Origin of the sequence: Pseudomonas sp. MWU12-2037, from assembly GCF_023242345.1 — a bacterium.
Lineage (GTDB): Bacteria > Pseudomonadota > Gammaproteobacteria > Pseudomonadales > Pseudomonadaceae > Aquipseudomonas > Aquipseudomonas gingeri_D.
In genome coordinates this window covers 48,059-66,119 of the sequence record NZ_JALLIZ010000008.1, presented here as the reverse complement: position 1 = coordinate 66,119, position 18,061 = coordinate 48,059, and the positions used below count along the sequence as shown (strand labels likewise).

General features: G+C 65.4%; 1 protein-coding gene (only partly in view). It reads right to left on the bottom strand.

The window, feature by feature from the left end; translation table 11 throughout:
* A protein-coding gene (locus tag M5B42_RS16350; RefSeq protein WP_248746420.1) for a non-ribosomal peptide synthase/polyketide synthase crosses the window boundary here: on the bottom strand, nt 1–18,061 show its 5' portion. It extends 12,941 nt beyond the left edge of the window; only the first 18,061 of its 31,002 coding nucleotides appear in the window; the start codon lies at nt 18,059–18,061; its stop codon lies off the left edge, out of view.

The following is an 18,061-nucleotide window of genomic DNA, read 5'->3' as shown; positions in this document are numbered from 1 at the left end:
GCAACGCATGGGCCAAACGGTTGGCCTGTTCGTTAAGCTCGCGATAGCTCAGGCGCTTCCCGCCATGCACCACCGCCAAAGCATCCGGCGTACGCGCCACCTGCTCCTCGAACAACCCATGCACGGTCTGCGCCTGCGGATAATCCAGCGCAGTATCGTTGAAGCCCACCAGCAACAGCTCACGCTCATCGTCCGGGAGGATCGACAGGCTGTTCAATGCCGCCTGCGGCTTGTGTTCCAGTGCTTCCACCAGACTGGCCAGGGCCGCCTGCATATAACCGCCGACCCGCGCGGCACCGATCTGCCCGACGGCCTGGGTGGTGAGCATGAAGTCATCGCCCAGGTCATCGACGTTCAGGCACAACGGATAGTTGGTGCGCTCTTCCATGCTCAGGGTCTGGATACCCTGCCAGGCCGACAGCGCTTCGGACGAAGCCATACCGCTGGCACTGTGACGGTAGTTCAGCAGCGTGCTGAACAGCGGCAACGAACTCGGCACGCCACTGCAACGCTGGGCCAGGGACAACGAGGCATGCTCGTGGCCGAGCAGGGTCGACAGCCGCCCGTGGGTCGCCTTGACTCCGGCCAATGCACCCTGGGCGCCGACGCTCAGGCGCAGCGGCAGGGTATTGATAAACATCCCCAGGGCCCGGTCGGTGCCCTCGCCGCCTTGCATGCGGCCCATCAGCACGGTGCCGAAGACCACTTCCTCACGACCCGAGACCCGGCCCACCACCTGGGCCCAGGCCAGGTGCACCAGGCTCGCGGCACTGACCCCCAGTTGCCGCGCGCTGCTGCGCAGGCGCTGGCTCAAACCGCTGTCAAGCACCTGGCGGATTTCGTCGACACCACTGCCGTCGCCTTGTACATCCTGGATGCCATAAGGCAGCGTCGGCTCGTCGATATCGCCGAGCATCTCGCGAAAAAACCCTTCATGTTCCTGTTGGCTGACGCCCAGGCGGGCCTGGGCCACATGGTTGCGGTACGGCACCGGCGCCGGCAATTGCCCGCCCAGGCCTTGCAGGCTGGCCTGCATTTCCTGCACCACCACTTCCAGCGCGGTATGGTCCAGGGCCATGTGATGGAACAACAACATCCCGACCCAACGCTGGTTGGCCATGTCCGGTGCGTAGGCGATGCGCATCAGCGGCGCCTGGCCAATGTCCAGACGGTAATGGCGCGGGTCGAAACGCTCGTGCAGTTGTTCCAGTACGTCACCCGCCGCCGGATCGACCGCCACCTCTTCCACACCCAGTTGCGCGGTGCGCCAGACCACCTGCACCGGCTGGTCCAATCCCTCCCAGACCACGCTGGTACGCAGGATGTCATGGCGATCGACCACGCTCTGCAAGGCCTCGGCGAAACCACCCAGGCGCTCGCGATTGTCGAAGGCGAACAGCACCTGCAGGACATAGGGGTCACCCTCATGGGCTGCCAGGTGGTGATAAAGAATCCCTTCCTGCAACGGCGCCAGGGCGTAGATATCCTGCACATTGGCCACACCGCCCGGAACGCTGGCGACGATGCGGTCGATGGCCGCCTGATCCAGATCGGCCAGGGGCAGCATGTCCGGGGTAATACGCTCACAGCCAGGGGCAATCAGGTTGTCCGGTATCCGCACCTCCTGATGCCCGCCCACCGCCGCGGCCAGGGCCGCCAGGGTCGGCTGGCTGAACAGCACCCGCACATCGGCGGCCAGGCCGACCTGGCGCATGCGCTCGATCAGTTTCACCGCCAGCAGCGAATGCCCGCCCAGTTCAAAGAAGTGGTCATGGCGACCGACCTGCTCCAGTTGCAGCAAGGATTGCCAGATCTGCGCGATGGCGATTTCCACTGCACCTTCAGGCGCCGCGTAGTCACGGCGCACCAGGGCTTGCGCATCCGGTGCCGGCAAGGCCTTGCGATTCAGCTTGCCGTTGGTGGTCAGCGGGAAGGCTTCCAGGGCTACGAAGGCACTTGGCACCATATAGTCCGCCAGGGACAGCAACAGCTGCCCACGCAACTCGGCGGCAACCACCTCCTGGCCCGGCGCGGCGATCACATAGGCCACCAGGCGTTTATCCCCCGGCTCGTCTTCACGGGCCAGCACCACCGCCTCGCGGACGCCTTCGCAAGCAGCCAGCGCCGCTTCGATTTCACCCAGTTCGATACGGAAACCACGGATCTTCACCTGGTCGTCATTGCGGCCCAGGTAATCGAGGCTGCCATCGGCCATCCAGCGACCCAGGTCGCCGGTCTTGTACAAGCGCGCCAGGGGCTCCTTGCTGAACGGGTTCGCCAGGAAACGCTCGGCGGTCAGTTCGGCACGGTTCAGATACCCCCGGGCCACCCCGGCACCGCCGACATACAGCTCGCCGACCACGCCTACCGGCACCGGCTCGCGACGGCTGTCGAGCACATACAATTGCAAATCGGGAATCCGTACGCCGATAGGGCTGACGCCCGCCCGCTGCGCATCCGCCGCCGCCAATGGGCAGTAAGTCACATGCACCGTGGTTTCGGTGATGCCGTACATGTTCACCAATTGCGTGCCGGCGTTGGCAACCCGGGCGTACCACGGCTTGAGCATCCCGGTTTCCAGGGCTTCGCCACCGAAAATCACCTGGCGCAGGGAATGGCGCAGATCGCTCTCGCCCTGGGCGTTGAGCAACTGGCGGAAGGCGCTCGGGGTCTGGTTGAGCACCGTTACCCCGGCGTTGCACAGCAGTGCGTAGCAGTCTTCTGGTGAACGGCTGACCAGTTGTGGCACCACCAGCAAACGCCCGCCGTGCAGCAGCGCGCCCCAGATTTCCCAGACCGAGAAGTCGAAGGCGAACGAGTGGAACAAGGCCCAGACATCCTGCTCACTGAACTCGAACCAGCTCTGGGTCGCCGAGAACAAGCGCGCGACGTTGCGGTGCTCGACCATCACGCCCTTGGGCAGGCCGGTGGAACCGGAGGTGTAGATCACATAGGCCAGGTGATGCGGGCTGAGCCCGCTCACCCGTGGATTGCTGCTCGACTGGGCCTGCAGCGCCGGGCTGCGCAGATCGACCCGTGGGCCGTCGAAGGTGCCCAGCAGGGCCAGGCCGGCGGCATCGGCCAATACCGCCACGGGAGCACTGTCCTGCAACTGGTAGGCGATACGCTCGGCCGGATAGGCCGGGTCGATCGGCACGTAGCCGGCACCCGCCTTGAGGATACCCAACAGCCCGACAATCATCTCCAGGCCGCGTTCGACACAGATCGCCACCCGGTCATCCGGACGCACGCCCAGGGTCAGCAAATGATGGGCGACCTGGTTGGCGCGGGCGTTCAGTTCAGCGTAGGTCAGTGTGCGCCCTTCATACTGCAGGGCCACGGCTTCCGGTTGCGCCACCACCCAGGCTTCGAAGGTGCGGTGGATCAAGGCGTCATCGGCGTACAGCGCATGAGGAGTGTTCCAGCTTTCCAGCAATTGCTGGCGTTCGCCCGGCGGCAGGATATTGATCGCGCCCAGGGCCGTGTCCGGCGCCTGTTCCAGGGCCTGCACCAGGTTTTCCAGGGCGCAGTGCATATAACCGCAGACCCGCTCGGCACCGATCTGCCCTTCGGCCATGACGGTCAGGTTGAAACCTTCACCCAGATCGTCCACCGACAAGGTCAGCGGGTAGTTGGTGCGTTCTTCGCCGTCCAGCGCCTGGATACCTTCCCAGGCGGCCAACGCCTGGTCGGTCACGTTGGTATCGCCGATCTGCCGATAGTTGAGCAATGAACTGAACAGCGGCGTCGAAGCGGACACGCCGCTGCAGCGTTGCGCCAGTACCAGCGACGCGTGTTCATGGACCAGCAGCCCGCTGAGTCGGGTATGGGTGGCCTTCAGACCACTGCGCACGCCCTGCTCTCCCAGGGCCACCCGCAGCGGCAAGGTATTGATGAACATGCCCAGGGCCCGATCGGCCCCGGCGCCGCCTTGCAGGCGACCGAGCAAGACGGTGCCGAAGACCACATCGTCCTTGTCCGACACCACGCCCAGTACACGACCCCAGGCCAGGTGATAGAGGCTCGCGGCACTGACCCCGAGCTGACGGGCCTGCAAGCGCAGGCGACGGCTCAGGTCGTCGTCCACACGTTGCCGCACTTCCTCGATCGCATGACCGTCACCCTGCACATCCTGCAGGCCGAACGGCAGCGTCGGTTCCTCGATATCGCCGAGCATGTCGCGGAAGAAGGCTTCGTGTTCCTCGCGGCTGACACCCAGCCAGGCCTGGGCCACGTAGTTGCGATACGGCACGGACGGCGGCAGCTCGGCCTGGCGGTCGAGCATATGCGCCTCGATTTCGCCGCAGAGAATGCGCAGCGAGGTGGCGTCGTCCACCAGGTGATGGAACAGCAGCATGCCGACCCAGCGGTTATTCGCCGGGTCCTGGGCATAACCGATGCGCATCATCGGCGCCTGGCGAATATCCAGGCGGGCATGGCGTGGATCGAGGCGTTCACGCAGTTGTTCGACCACTTCACCGTTCGCCGGGTCCAGCTCAAGCTGTTCAAGACCCAGGGTCGCTTCGCGCCAGACCACTTGCACCGGCGCATCGAGGCTTTCCCAGAATACCGAGGTCCGCAGGATATCGTGTCGCGCCACCACGCCTTGCAGGGCCCGGGCGAAACTGTGCAGACGTTCGAGACTGTCGAAGGCGAACATCGCATATTGCAGGTACGGGTCACCTTGGGCCGCGGCCAGGTGGTGATACAGAATCCCCTCCTGCAACGGCGCCAGGGCGTAGATATCCTGCACATTGGCCAGGCCACCGGGCACGCCGGCGACCACGCGGTCGATATCGTCCTGGCTCAGGGACACCAGCGGCAGCATGTCCGGGGTGATGTGTTCACAACCTTCGGGGATGAGGTTGGCCGGGACTTCGACCTCGTGCTTGCCACCCACCGCGGCCGCCAGGGCGGACAGGGTCGGCTGGCCGAACAGCACACGGACATCGGCACTGAGGTTGACCTGGCGCATGCGCTCGATCAGTTTCACCGCCAGCAGCGAGTGGCCGCCCAGTTCGAAGAAGTGGTCATGGCGACCGACCTGATCCAGTTGCAACAGCTCCTGCCAGATCCGCGCAATGGCGATCTCGGTGTCACCTTCAGGGGCCTCGTAGCCACGGCTGGCCACCGCCGAGCGATCCGGGGCCGGCAGGGCCTTGCGGTCGAGTTTGCCGTTGGCGGTCAGCGGGAAGCTTTCCAGGCTGACAAAGGCGCTTGGCAGCATGTATTCGGCCAGGGACTGGCGCAGTTGCTCGCGCAGTTGCGCGGCGTCCAGCTCAACCCCCGCAGCGCCGATGACATAAGCCACCAGGCGTTTGTCGCCGGGTTCGTCTTCGCGCACCAGCACCAGCGCATCCCGCACGCCCTCGCAGGCACCAAGCTGCGCTTCGATCTCGCCCAGTTCGATGCGGAAACCGCGAATCTTCACCTGCTCGTCGTTACGACCGAGGTATTCCAGGCTGCCGTCGGCCAGCCAGCGACCCAGGTCGCCGGTGCGGTACATGCGCGCATTCACCTCGCGGCTGAACGGGTTGTCGAGGAAACGCTCGGCACTCAGTTCGGCACGGTTCAGGTAGCCCCGGGCAACCCCGGCACCACCGACATACAGCTCGCCGACCACGCCCACCGGTACTGGCTCGCGACGGTCATCGAGGACATACAGCTGCAAGTCGGGAATGCGCTTGCCGATCGGGCTGGCGCCCAGGCGCTGGGCGTCTTCGGCCTGCAACGGGTAATAGGTCACGTGCACCGTGGTTTCGGTGATGCCGTACATGTTCACCAGCTGTGTAGCGGCGTTCAGGTCCCGGGCGTACCAGGGCTTGAGCAGTGCCGTATCCAGCCCCTCGCCGCCGAAAATCACCTGGCGCAACGAGTGTGGCCGGCCGTTTTCACCCTGGGCAGCGATCAGTTGGCGGAAGGCGCTCGGGGTCTGGTTGAGTACCGTGACTCCAGCGCTGCACAGTAGCGCGTAGCAATCTTCAGGCGAACGGCTGACCAGTTGCGGCACGATCAGCAAACGGCCGCCATGCAGCAGCGCGCCCCAGATTTCCCAGACCGAGAAGTCGAAGGCGAACGAGTGGAACAGTGCCCAGACATCCTGCTCATTGAAGCCGAACCACTCTTCGGTGGCCGAGAACAGCCGCGCAACGTTGCGATGTTCAACCATCACGCCCTTGGGCAGGCCCGTGGAACCGGAGGTGTAGATCACATAGGCCAGATGCGCGGCCGTCAGCCCTGGCACCTGCGGATTGCGCACGGATTCGTCCTGCAGATCCGCATCGTCGAGATTGATAACGGGCACCTGTACCGTCGACAAGGCTTCCTGCACCGAGTGTTGGCTAAGCAACGCCACCGGGGCGCTGTCGCCAAGGGTGTAGGCCAGGCGTTCGCGGGGATAGGCCGGGTCCAGCGGGACATAACCGGCGCCGGACTTGAGGATCCCGAGCAAGCCGATAATCATCGCCGGGCCACGTTCGACGCAGATCGCCACCCGATCATTCGGCCGCACGCCCAGGGCCAGCAGGCGATGGGCAACCTGGTTGGCGCGGGCGTTGAGTTCGCCGTAGCTCAGGCTTTCATCCTGGTACACCAGCGCCACGGCCTCCGGCCGTTCTTCGGCACGGGCTTCGAACTGCCGATGAATCAATGCCTCGGCGGCATAGTCCTGGCCGGACTGATTCCAGTCTTCGAGCAACTGCTCACGCTCGGCCGGCGGCAATATCGACACTGCGTGCAACGGCGTCTGTGGCGCCTGTTCCAGGGCCTGGACCAACCCGTCCAAGGCCGTCTGCAAGTAACCGCAAACACGTTGCGCGCCAATGGTCGCGGCCACCAGCGTGGTGAAGTAGAAGCCGTCGCCCAGATCATCGACGTTGACGGTCAACGGATAGTTGGTCCGTTCTTCGCCCGCCAGGGCCTGCATGCCTTGCCAGGCGCTCTGGCCTTGCTCGGTCACCCCCGTGCTGCTGTGGCGATAGTTGAGCAATGCGCTGAACAACGGGGCCGGTGCAACCACGCCGCTGCAACGCTGGGCCAAAGCCAGGGAGGCGTGCTCATGCCCGAGCAAGGCGGTCAGCCGCGCATGGGTCGCCTTGACCCCGTCACGGACTTCCCGCTCACCCAGGTCAACCCGCAGCGGCAAGGTATTGATAAACATCCCCAGGGCCCGTTCGGAGCCCTCGCCGGCCTGCATCCGGCCGAACAGCACGGTACCGAACACCACCTGCTCACGCCCGCTGACCCGACCCAGGACCTGGGCAAACGCCAGGTGCACCAGGCTCGCGGCACTGACCCCGAACTGACGGGCCTGGACCCGCAGGCGCTGGCTCAAACCGGCGTCCAGGGCCAGGTGGGCCTGTTCGATGGCATGGCCATCGCCCTGCACATCCTGCAGGCCGAACGGCAGTGTCGGCTCGTCGATATCGCCGAGCATGTCCTTGAAGAACGCCTCGTGGGCCTGCTCGCTGACCCCCAGGCGAGCCTGGGCGACATAGTTGCGATAGGGCACGGAGACGCCCAGTTGATCGGTCTGGCCCAGCAGCCAGGCCTGCATTTCCTGCTTCACCTGGTCCAGCGCGGTGTGGTCGAGGACCATATGATGGAACAGCAAGGTCGCCAGCCAGCGCTGGTTGGCCGTATCCAGGGCGAAGACCAGGCGCAGCATCGGTGCCTGGCGGACATCCAGGCGTACCTGGCGTGGGTCGAAAAGCCCCTGCAACTGCTCGGCGATATCGCCGACACGGGGATCCAGATGGACCTCCTCGATGCTCAACTCGGCATGGCGCCAGACCACCTGCAACGGCTCGTCGAGGCTTTCCCAGTGCATGGAGGTGCGCAGGATGTCATGCCGGTCGATAACCGCTTGCAGCGCCTGGGCGAAATCGTTCAGGCGGGCGCGGCTGTCAAAGGCGAACTGCGATTGCAGCACATAGGGGTCGCCCTGCTCGGCGCTCAGGTGGTGGTAGAGAATGCCTTCCTGCAACGGTGCCAGCGGGTAGATATCCTGCACGTTCGCCGCACCACCGGGCACCGTGGCCACGACGCGGTCGAGGGTGGCCTGGTCCAGGCTGATCAGCGGCAGCATGTCGGGGGTGATGCGCCGGCAGTCCGCGGCAATCCCGTTGGCCGGAACCGCCAGGTCGCTGACCGCGCCCACCGACGCCGCCAGGGAGGCCAGGGTCGGTTGGCCGAACAGCACGCGGACATCCGCCGCCAGGCCGACCTGGCGCATGCGCCCGATCAGGTTGACCGCCAGCAGCGAGTGGCCGCCGAGCTCGAAGAAATGGTCATGCCGACCGACGCGCTCGACCTTGAGCACATCGGCCCAGAGCCGCGCCAGGGTGATTTCGATATCGCCCTGGGGCGCTTCGTAGCCACGGCTGACCAGGGCCGTCAGATCCGGCGCCGGCAGTGCCCGACGGTCGATCTTGCCGTTGGCGGTCAGCGGAAAACTGTCCAGGGAGACATAGGCCGACGGCACCATGTAGTCCGGCAGTTGCGTTTGCAGGTAGGCGCGCAGGGTTTCGATTTCCAGCGTGGCGTCAGCCGAGCTGTAATAGGCCACCAGACGCTTGTCGCCGGGGTGGTCTTCGCGGGCCAGGACCACAGCCTCCTGGATCTCAGGGTGGCTGGCCAGGCGGGTTTCGATTTCCCCCAGCTCGATACGCAGGCCACGGATCTTCACCTGGTCGTCGTTACGCCCCAGGTAGTCGAGATTGCCGTCGACCAGCCAGCGCGCCAGGTCGCCGGTCTTGTACATCCGCGCCTCGGGTTCGCTGCTGAACGGGTCCTTGAGGAAGCGTTCGGCGGTCAGCGCCGCGCGGTTCAGGTAACCACGGGCCACGCTCGCGCCACCGATATAGAGTTCACCGGGCACGCCCAGCGGCACCGGACGCAGTTGTTCGTCGAGCAGATAGACCCGGGTATTGGCCACCGGTTTGCCGATATGCAGCGTCGCGGCGTGTTCGTCGATCAGCCCGGAAGTGGCCACCACCGTGGTTTCGGTCGGGCCATAGTTGTTGATGAGGGCGAAGCGCTGGCCCTGGGGGAACTGCCGCAGGCGGTCGCCGCCGATCAGCAGGGTGCGCAAGGTCGGGTGCTGCAACGACTGGCTGAAGGCATATTCGGCAATCGGCGTCGGCAGGAAGCTGACGTCCAGGGGCTGCGCCAGCCACCAGGCCAGCAGGCCGTCGACATCTTCACTGCCGGCAGAAGCCGGTGGCAGGTGCAAGGTGGCGCCGACACACAGTGCCGGCCAGACTTCCCAAGCCATTGCGTCGAAGCCGAAGCCGGCGACGCTGGAGGTCTGGCTGCCCGCTTCCAGGGCAAACGCCTGGCAGTGCCAGCTCACCAGATTGGACAGTTGACGGTGCTCGACCATCACGCCCTTCGGCTCACCGGTGGAGCCCGAGGTATAGATCACATAAGCCAGGCTGGACGGTGTGGCGATATCCGGGTTGCTCCGCGCTTGCGCGTCGACACCCGCGGCGCTACGGGATTCGGCGTCGAGCAGCAGCACTGGCACGTCCTGCACCGGCAGGCGTTCAAGCAGCTCGGCCTGGGTCAGCAGCACCCGTGGGGCGCTGTCGCGCAGCAGGTAGGCCAGGCGTTCCGCCGGGTGCGACGGATCGATCGGCACATAACCGGCGCCGGACTTGAGGATCGCCACCAGGCCGACCAGCATGTCGAGGCTGCGCCGCGTGCTGATAGCGACGCGGTCATCAGGCTGTACGCCAAGGCCGCGCAGATGATGGGCCAGCTGGTTGGCCTGGCGATTCAGCTCGACATAGCTCAGGCCCTGGCCTTCATGGACCACCGCGAGCGCGTCGGGAGTCGCGAGAACCTGGGCTTCGAACTGCCGGGCAATGGTCAGGCCGGCGGGATAAGGCGCGGTGCTGCGGTTGAAGTCTTCCAGCAGCAGCTGGCGTTCGGCGGCCGGGACGACCGACAGCGCGGACAGCGGCGTCAGCGGCGCCTGCTCCAGGGCGTCGGCCAGATTGACCAGGGCCGTGTGCATATAGTCGCAGATCCGTTGCGCGCCGATCGCCTCCGGAGCCAGGACACTCAGGGCGAAGTCTTCACCCAGGTCATCCACCGACAGGGTCAGCGGGTAGTTGCTGCGCTCCTCGCTGCCGAGGATCTCGATGCCTTGCCAGGCCTGCACGGCCTGTTCGGTAACCTGCTCCGAGGCACTGTGCCGGTAGTTGAGCAGGCCGCTGAACAGTGGTGTCGGTGCGGCCACGCCGCTGCAACGCTGGGCCAGGGCCAGTGACGCATATTCATGGCCGAGCAGCGCGGTCAGCCGCGCGTGGGTCGCCTTGACCCCGGCGCGTACGCCCTCCTCACCCACGGCAACCCGCAACGGCAAGGTGTTGATAAACATCCCCAGCGCCCGCTCGGAACCTTCGCCGCCCTGCATCCGGCCCATCAACACGGTGCCGAAGACCACGTCCGACTTGCCCGACAGCGCCCCCATCACCCGCGCCCAGGCCAGATGGTGCAGGCTGGCGGCACTCACCCCCAACTGCCGGGCACGGGTCCTCAGGCGCAGGCTCAAGCTCGACGCCAGGACCTGCGAGGCTTCCTCGATCTGCTGGCCTTCGCCCTGCACTTCGCGCAGGCCGAACGGTAGCGTCGGTTCGTCGACATCCCCCAGCATGTCGCGGAAGAACACCTCGTGTTCCTCGCGGCTCAGGCCCAGGCGCGCCTGGGCCACATAGTTGCGGTACGGCACCGGGCTGCCGAGCTGCTCGGCCTGCCCCAGCAGATACGCCTGGATTTCATGGCGGACCACTTCCAGGGTCGTATGGTCCAGGGCCATATGATGGAAGCGCAACATCGCCACCCAGCGCTGCCGGGCTTCATCCCGGGCAAATACCAGTTGCATCAGCGGCGCACGGGTGACGTCCAGGCGCGCATGACGGCTGTCGAAACGCTCCTTGAGCTGGCCGGCGGCGTCACCGGCCCCAGAGTCCAGCTCCACGGCTTCGCATTGCAACCGAGCCTGGCGCCAGACCACCTGGACCGGCTCGTCCAGGCCTTCCCAGAGCACAGAGGTGCGCAGGGTGTCATGGCGGTCGATGACCTGTTGCAGCGCCTGGGCAAAATCGTCCAGCCGCTGACGCTCCTGCACCGTGAACATCATGTGCAGGACATAGGGGTCGCCGTCCACGGCTGACAGATGGTGGTAGAGAATGCCTTCCTGCAACGGCGCCAGCGGATAGATATCCTGCACGTTCGCCACGCCACCCGGCACACTGGCGACAATACGGTCGATAGCGGCCTGGTCGAGATTGGCCAGCGGCAGCATATCCGGGGTGATACGTTCGCACCCTTCGCCAATCAGGTTGGCCGGCACGCTGATTTCACGGCCCCCGCCCCCGCCCACGGCGGCGGCCAGTGCGGCCAGGGTCGGCTGGCCGAACAGCACCTGGACATCGGCGCTCAGACCCGCTTGGCGCATGCGCCCGATCAGGCTGACCGCCAGCAACGAGTGGCCGCCCAATTCGAAGAAGTGATCGTGACGCCCCACCTGCTCGACCTTGAGCAAGTCGGCCCAGATCTGCGCCAGGGCGATTTCGGTTTCGCCTTGAGGGGCTTCGTAGCCACGACGGGCCAACGCATCGCTGTCCGGGGCCGGCAAGGCCTTGCGGTCCAGCTTGCCGTTGGGGGTCAACGGCAGCTTCTCCAGAACAACGTAGATACCCGGGACCATGTACTCCGGCAGCTTCTCCCGCAGATGCTGACGCAGGCTGTCGATCTCCACCGAGGTGTACCCGGTGGCCAGGGTGTAATAAGCCACCAGGCGTTTATCGCCCGGGATGTCTTCACGAGCGGTGACCACCGCTTCATGGACCGCCGGGTGTTTGGCCAGACGGGCGTCGATCTCGCCCAGTTCAATACGGAAGCCGCGGATTTTCACCTGGTCGTCGTTACGGCCGAGGTATTCGATATTGCCGTCCGCCAGGTAGCGACCTAGGTCGCCGGTGCGGTACATGCGGGCATTCGGCGTGCTTGCGAACGGGTCCTGGAGGAAGCGTTCGGCGGTGAGGTCGTCGCGGTTCAGGTAACCCCGCGCCACACCGGCGCCACCGATGTAGATTTCACCCGGTACGCCCAGCGGAACGGGCTGTTGCTGCTCGTCCAGCAGGTAGAACTGGGTATTGCCGACCGGTTTGCCGATATGCGGGGCGAAACCGTCTTCGCGGTCCATCGACACCCAGCTTGAGTAGGTGGTGGTTTCCGACGGGCCGTAGAGGTTGCAAAGACGTTGGACGCCAGTTTTTTCGAACAGGGATTCAACCAGGCTGCGCTTCAACGCCTCACCGGCAACGTTGACCGTGTGCACCGACTCCGGCAAGCCATCGACTTCCAGCAACGCCTTGAGCGCCGATGGCACGGTGTTGATCAGGCCGATATCGTGTTCGCCGTGTTGCAGCTCCAGGACGTTTTTCACCACCTCGATGCTGCCGCCGGAGGTCAAGGGCGCGAAGCACTCATAGACCGCCAGGTCGAAGTTCAGCGAGGTCGAGAACAACGTCTTATCCAACGCCGAACCCGATCCCTGTAGGAGCGAGCTTGCTCGCGATGGCGATGTTGGATTCACCGCCGTCATCGCCGGCAAGCCGGCTCCCACAGAGGTTGCGCCCGCATTGAAAGCGGCGTGGGCCCAGGTCAGGAAGTTCACGGTATTGCGGTGTTCGATCATCACGCCTTTAGGCAGACCGGTCGAACCCGAGGTGTAGATCAGGTACGCCAGGTGCGCCGAGGTCAACCCCGGCACCTCTGGATTCTGGACGGATTCGTCCTGCCAGGTGCCCTGATCGAGATTGATCACCGGCACCGAAACGCCTGCCAGCAAGTCACAGGTAGCCGTCTGCGCCAGCACCGCCGCCGGTGCACTGTCCTGCAACATATAGGCAATCCGCTCTACCGGATAAGCCGGGTCCAACGGCACATAACCGCCACCCGCCTTGAGAATCGCCAGCAAGCCGACGACCATCTCGGCCCCGCGATCGACACAGATCCCGACCCGCGAATCCGGCTGCACGCCCTGTTTACGCAGGGCGTGTGCCAAGCGGTTGGCTTGCTCGTTCAGTTCGCGGTAAGTCAGGCGGCGCCCGCCATGCACCACTGCCAGGGCATCCGGCGTACGTTGCACCTGCGCTTCAAACAACCCATGAACGGTCTGCGCCTGCGGATACTCCAGTGCCGTGTCGTTGAATCCCACCAGCAACTGCTCACGCTCGCTGGCCGGCAGGATCGACAGGCCTTGCAACGACGCTTGCGGCGTCTGCTCCAGAGCCTCCACCAAATGCTCCAGCGTCGTGTGCATATAGCCGCAAACCCGCTGCGCACCGATCGACGAGGCCACCAGGGCGGTCAGGTTGAAACCGTCGCCCAGGTCGTCGACGTTCAAGGTCAGCGGGTAGTTGGTGCGCTCTTCGCCACTGAGGGCATGGATACCGTGCCAGGCCTGTACGGCCCGCTCGGAAACACTGCCGACGGCGCTATGCCGGTAGTTGAGCAAGGCGCTGAACAATGGCGTCGGCGCAGCCACACCGCTGCAACGTTGGGCCAAAGCCAGGGACGCATGTTCGTGGCCCAGCAACGCGGTCAACCGCGCGTGGGTCGCCTTGACCCCGGCGCGTACACCCTGCCCGCCCACGGCAACCCGCAGCGGCAAGGTATTGATAAACATCCCCAGTGCCCGGTCGGCACCCTCGCCGCCCTGCATCCGGCCCATCAACACAGTGCCGAACACCACATCCCGGCGCCCCGACACCTTGCCCAGCACCTGGGCCCAGGCCAGGTGCACCAGGCTGGCGACACTCACCCCCAACTGCCGGGCCTGAGCCCGCAGGCGCTGGTCCAACTGCGCATCCAACGCCTGGACCGCTTCCTCGATATCGCTGCCATCGCCCTGTACATCCTGCAAACCGAACGGCAGGGTCGGTTCCTCCACCTCACCGAGCATGTCGCGGAAAAACGCTTCATGATCGGCCGGGCTGACACCCAGGCGCGCCTGGGCCACATAGTTGCGATATGGCACCGGCGCCGACAAGGCCTCGGTCTCACCGAGCAGCCAGGCCTGCATTTCATGCTGCACCACTTCCATCGCCATATGGTCCAGGGCCATATGGTGGAACAGCAGCATCGCGGTGATCCGCTGGTTGAGCGGATCTTCGGCATAGGCCAGACGCATCAGCGGTGCCTCGCTCACGTCCAGGCGGTAGTGACGCGGATCGAAGCGGCTGTGCAGTTGCGCACCGATATCGCCGGCGGCAGGGTCGAGTTCAAGCGCGTCAAGGTGCAGGCGCGCCTGACGCCAGACCACTTGCACAGGTGAATCCAGGCCCTCCCAGACCACCCCGGTACGCAGGATGTCATGGCGGTCGATCACCATCTGCAAGGCCTGGACAAAGGCGCCCAGACGCTCGTGGCTGTCAAAGGCAAACTGGGTCTGCAACACGTAGGGGTCGCCGGCCCGGGCCGCCAGGTGGTGATAGAGAATCCCCTCCTGCAACGGCGCCAGCGGGTAGATATCCTGCACATTGGCAGTCCCGCCCGGCACCGTCGCCACCACCTGGTCGATCTGGGCCTGGCTCAGGTTGGCCAGCGGCAGCAGGTCCGGGGTGATCCGCTGGCAACCGTCGACAATCAGGTTGGCCGGTACGCTGATTTCGCGACCGCCACCGACAGCGGCGGCCAGCGCCGCCAGGGTCGGCTGGCTGAACAGCACGCGCACGTCGGCACTCAGGCCCAATTGACGCATGCGCTCGATCAGGCTCACCGCCAGCAGCGAGTGCCCACCGAGTTCGAAGAAGTGGTCATGGCGTCCGACCCGTTCGACTTTCAGCAACTCGGACCAAAGCCGCGCCAGGGTGATTTCCAGCTCGCCCTCGGGGGCCTGGAACTCGCGACTGGCATAGGCGTCGGCGTCCGGTGCCGGCAAGGCCCGGCGATCCAGCTTGCCGTTGGCGGTCAGCGGGAACGACTCGAGGACGACAAAGGCACTGGGTACCATATATTCGGCCAGGGACGCCGCCAGCTCGCGACGCAGCTCCGGCACCGACAAGCTGCTGTCGGCCTCGGCAATCAGGTAGGCCACCAGACGTTTATGTCCGGGCTCATCCTGACGGGCCAGCACCACGGCTTCCTTGACGCCCGGGCAATCGGCCAGGCGTGCTTCGATCTCGCCCAGTTCGATACGGAAACCACGAATTTTCACCTGGTCGTCGTTACGCCCCAGGTACTCGACAACCCCGTCCGCGGTCCAGCGCGCCAGGTCGCCGGTGCGGTACAGCAGTGCTCCGGCCTCGGCGTTGAACGGGTCGGCGATGAATTGCGTGGCGGTCAGCTCCGGGCGGTTCAAATAGCCCTTGGCCACGCCCTGTCCACCGATATACAGTTCGCCGGCCACGCCCACGGCCACCGGTTGGCGCAAGGCATCGAGGACGTACACCTGGCTGTTGCCGATCGGCCGGCCGATGGGGATACCACAGTTGCCCACCGAAGTAATTTCATAAGTCGTGGAAAAGGTGGTGGCCTCGGTCGGACCGTAGCCGTTGAGCAGATGTCGCGGCGCGCCCTCTTCCAATACCCGGGCGATCACCGCCGGGTCCAGCACGTCGCCGCCGACGATCAGATAGCGCAAGCGGCCAAAGGCTTCCATCAGGCCGTCGGCATATTGATGGAACAGGCCGGCGGTCATCCACAGCACGCTGACCGACCGTGCCAGCAACAGCGCGCGGAACTCGTCCAGGGACAGCAACACCGACTGCTCCACCACAACCACGCAACCGCCATTGAGCAGTGGTGCCCAGACGTCCAGGGTGCTGGCGTCAAAGGACGGGTTGGAAGCGAAGGCTACGCGGTCATCGGCGTTGAAATCGGCATAACCGTTGTTGATCACCAGGCGGCTGACGGCCCGGTGCGGCACCAGTACCCCTTTGGGCGTGCCGGTGGAGCCGGAGGTGTACATGATATAGGCCACCGACTCGGAGGACCCGGCCAGTGTCGGGTTCGGTACATCGGCGTCCAGCTCCAGGGTGTCCAGATCGACCCGCTGGATACCTTCGGGCACCGCGCTGCCGCTCAGGGTCAGGACCTGCCGCGCCGCGCTGTCGTTCAGCATGAAGGCCTGGCGTTCCGCCGGCGCGTTGATATCCAGCGGCACATAGGCCGCGCCACATTTGATAATCGCCAGTTGGCCGACCAGCAGGTCGAAGGAGCGCGCCAGCAGCAACGCCACCCGTTCGCCCGGCTGTACGCCGAGGCCGATCAGGTGGCGGGCCAGGCCATTGGCGCGACTGTTGAGTTGCTGGTAGGTCAGGCTCTGGCCATCCTGGACGGCAGCCACTGCGTCGGGCCGCACCGCCACTTGCAGTTCGAACAGGGCTTGCAGGCTGCTGTGCCGCGGATAGTCGCGCGCCGTGGCATTGAAGCCGTGCAGCACTTGCTGGCGCTCGGCCGGCGGAAGGATTTCCAGGTGCTGCAAGGGGGTCTGTGGCTGTTGCTCCAAAGCCTCGACCAACCCACCGAGGGCCGCCAGCATATAGTCACCGACGCGCTGCGCACCGATCTCCGCCAGGGCCTGGACCGCCAGGCTGAAGTCTTCGCCCAGGTCGTCCACCGACAGGGTGATCGGATAGGTGCTCTGTTCTTCACCACCCAGGCTGTGCAAACCGGCCCAGGCCTGCAGGGTCTCGGCCGAAGCCACCGACTCGGCGGCGCTGTGGCGGTAGTTGAGCAGCGAACTGAACAACGGCGCCGGCGCGGCCACGCCACTGCAACGTTGGGCCAGGGCCAGGGAGGCGTGCTCGTGGCCGAGCAAGGCGGTCAGGCGCGCGTGGGTGGTCTTGACCCCTTCACGGACCCCGTGCCCCTCGAGTTTCACCCGCAACGGCAAGGTGTTGATAAACATGCCCAGGGCCCGATCGGCGCCCTCGCCGCCCTGCATCCGGCCCATCAGCACGGTGCCGAAGACCACATCGGACTTGCCCGAAACGGCGCCCACCACCCGCGCCCACGCCAGGTGATGCAGGCTCGCGGCGCTGACCCCCAACTGCCGGGCCTGGGCCCGCAGGCGCAGGCTCAAGGCGGCAGCGACCGGCACGCGAACTTCTTCGATCAGCGGGTCGCTGCCCGGGGTTTCGACCACGCCAAACGGCAACGTTGGCTCATCGACGTCCGCCAGCATGTCGCGGAAAAAACCTTCATGGGCATCGGCCCCGGCCCCCAGCCGGACCTGCGCCACATAGTTGCGATACGGCACCGCCTCGGGCAAGGCATGGCCTTCGCCGAGCAGGTAGGCCTGCATCTCGACCTGCACCAGCTCCAGCGCGGCATGGTCGATGGCGATGTGATGGAACAGCAGGATCGCCACCCAGCGCGCATTGGCCCGGTCCTCGGCGCAGACCAGGCGCATCAGCGGGGCCTGGCGCAGGTCGAGGCGGTAATGCCGGGAATCGTAGCGTTCGCGCAACTGGGTTTCGATATCCCCGTCGGCGGCTGCCAGCTCAAGCTCATCCACCGCCAGGGTGGCGTCGCGCAGCACCACCTGCACCGGCTCGTCGAGACCCTCCCAGACCATGGCGGTGCGCAGGATATCGTGACGCTCGATCACCGCTTGCAGGGCCTGGGCGAAATCGTCGAGGCGTTCGCGGTTATCGGCGCCGAACAGCGCCCGCAGCACATAGGGGTCACCCTGCCCGGCGGCCAGGTGATGATAGAGAATGCCTTCCTGCAGGGGCGCCAGCGGGTAGATATCCTGGACATTGCCGGCACCACCGGGCACCGCGTCGACGATACGGTCGATCGCCTCCTGGCTGAGGCCGGCCAGCGGCAGCATGTCCGCGGTAATCCGGAAGGCCGGGCTCAACCAGTCCCCACCGTTTCGAGCCACCAGCTTGAGCAGTTCCGCCTTATGCACGCCGAGACTGTCGAGCACGGCGCTGTCAAGGCCCTCATCGTCACCGAGAATCACCAGATCGTCTTCTTCCTGTTGAAGACGGATCGCGTGCGTGGAAAGAACTGCCATCAATTCGCTGAAGTGCAT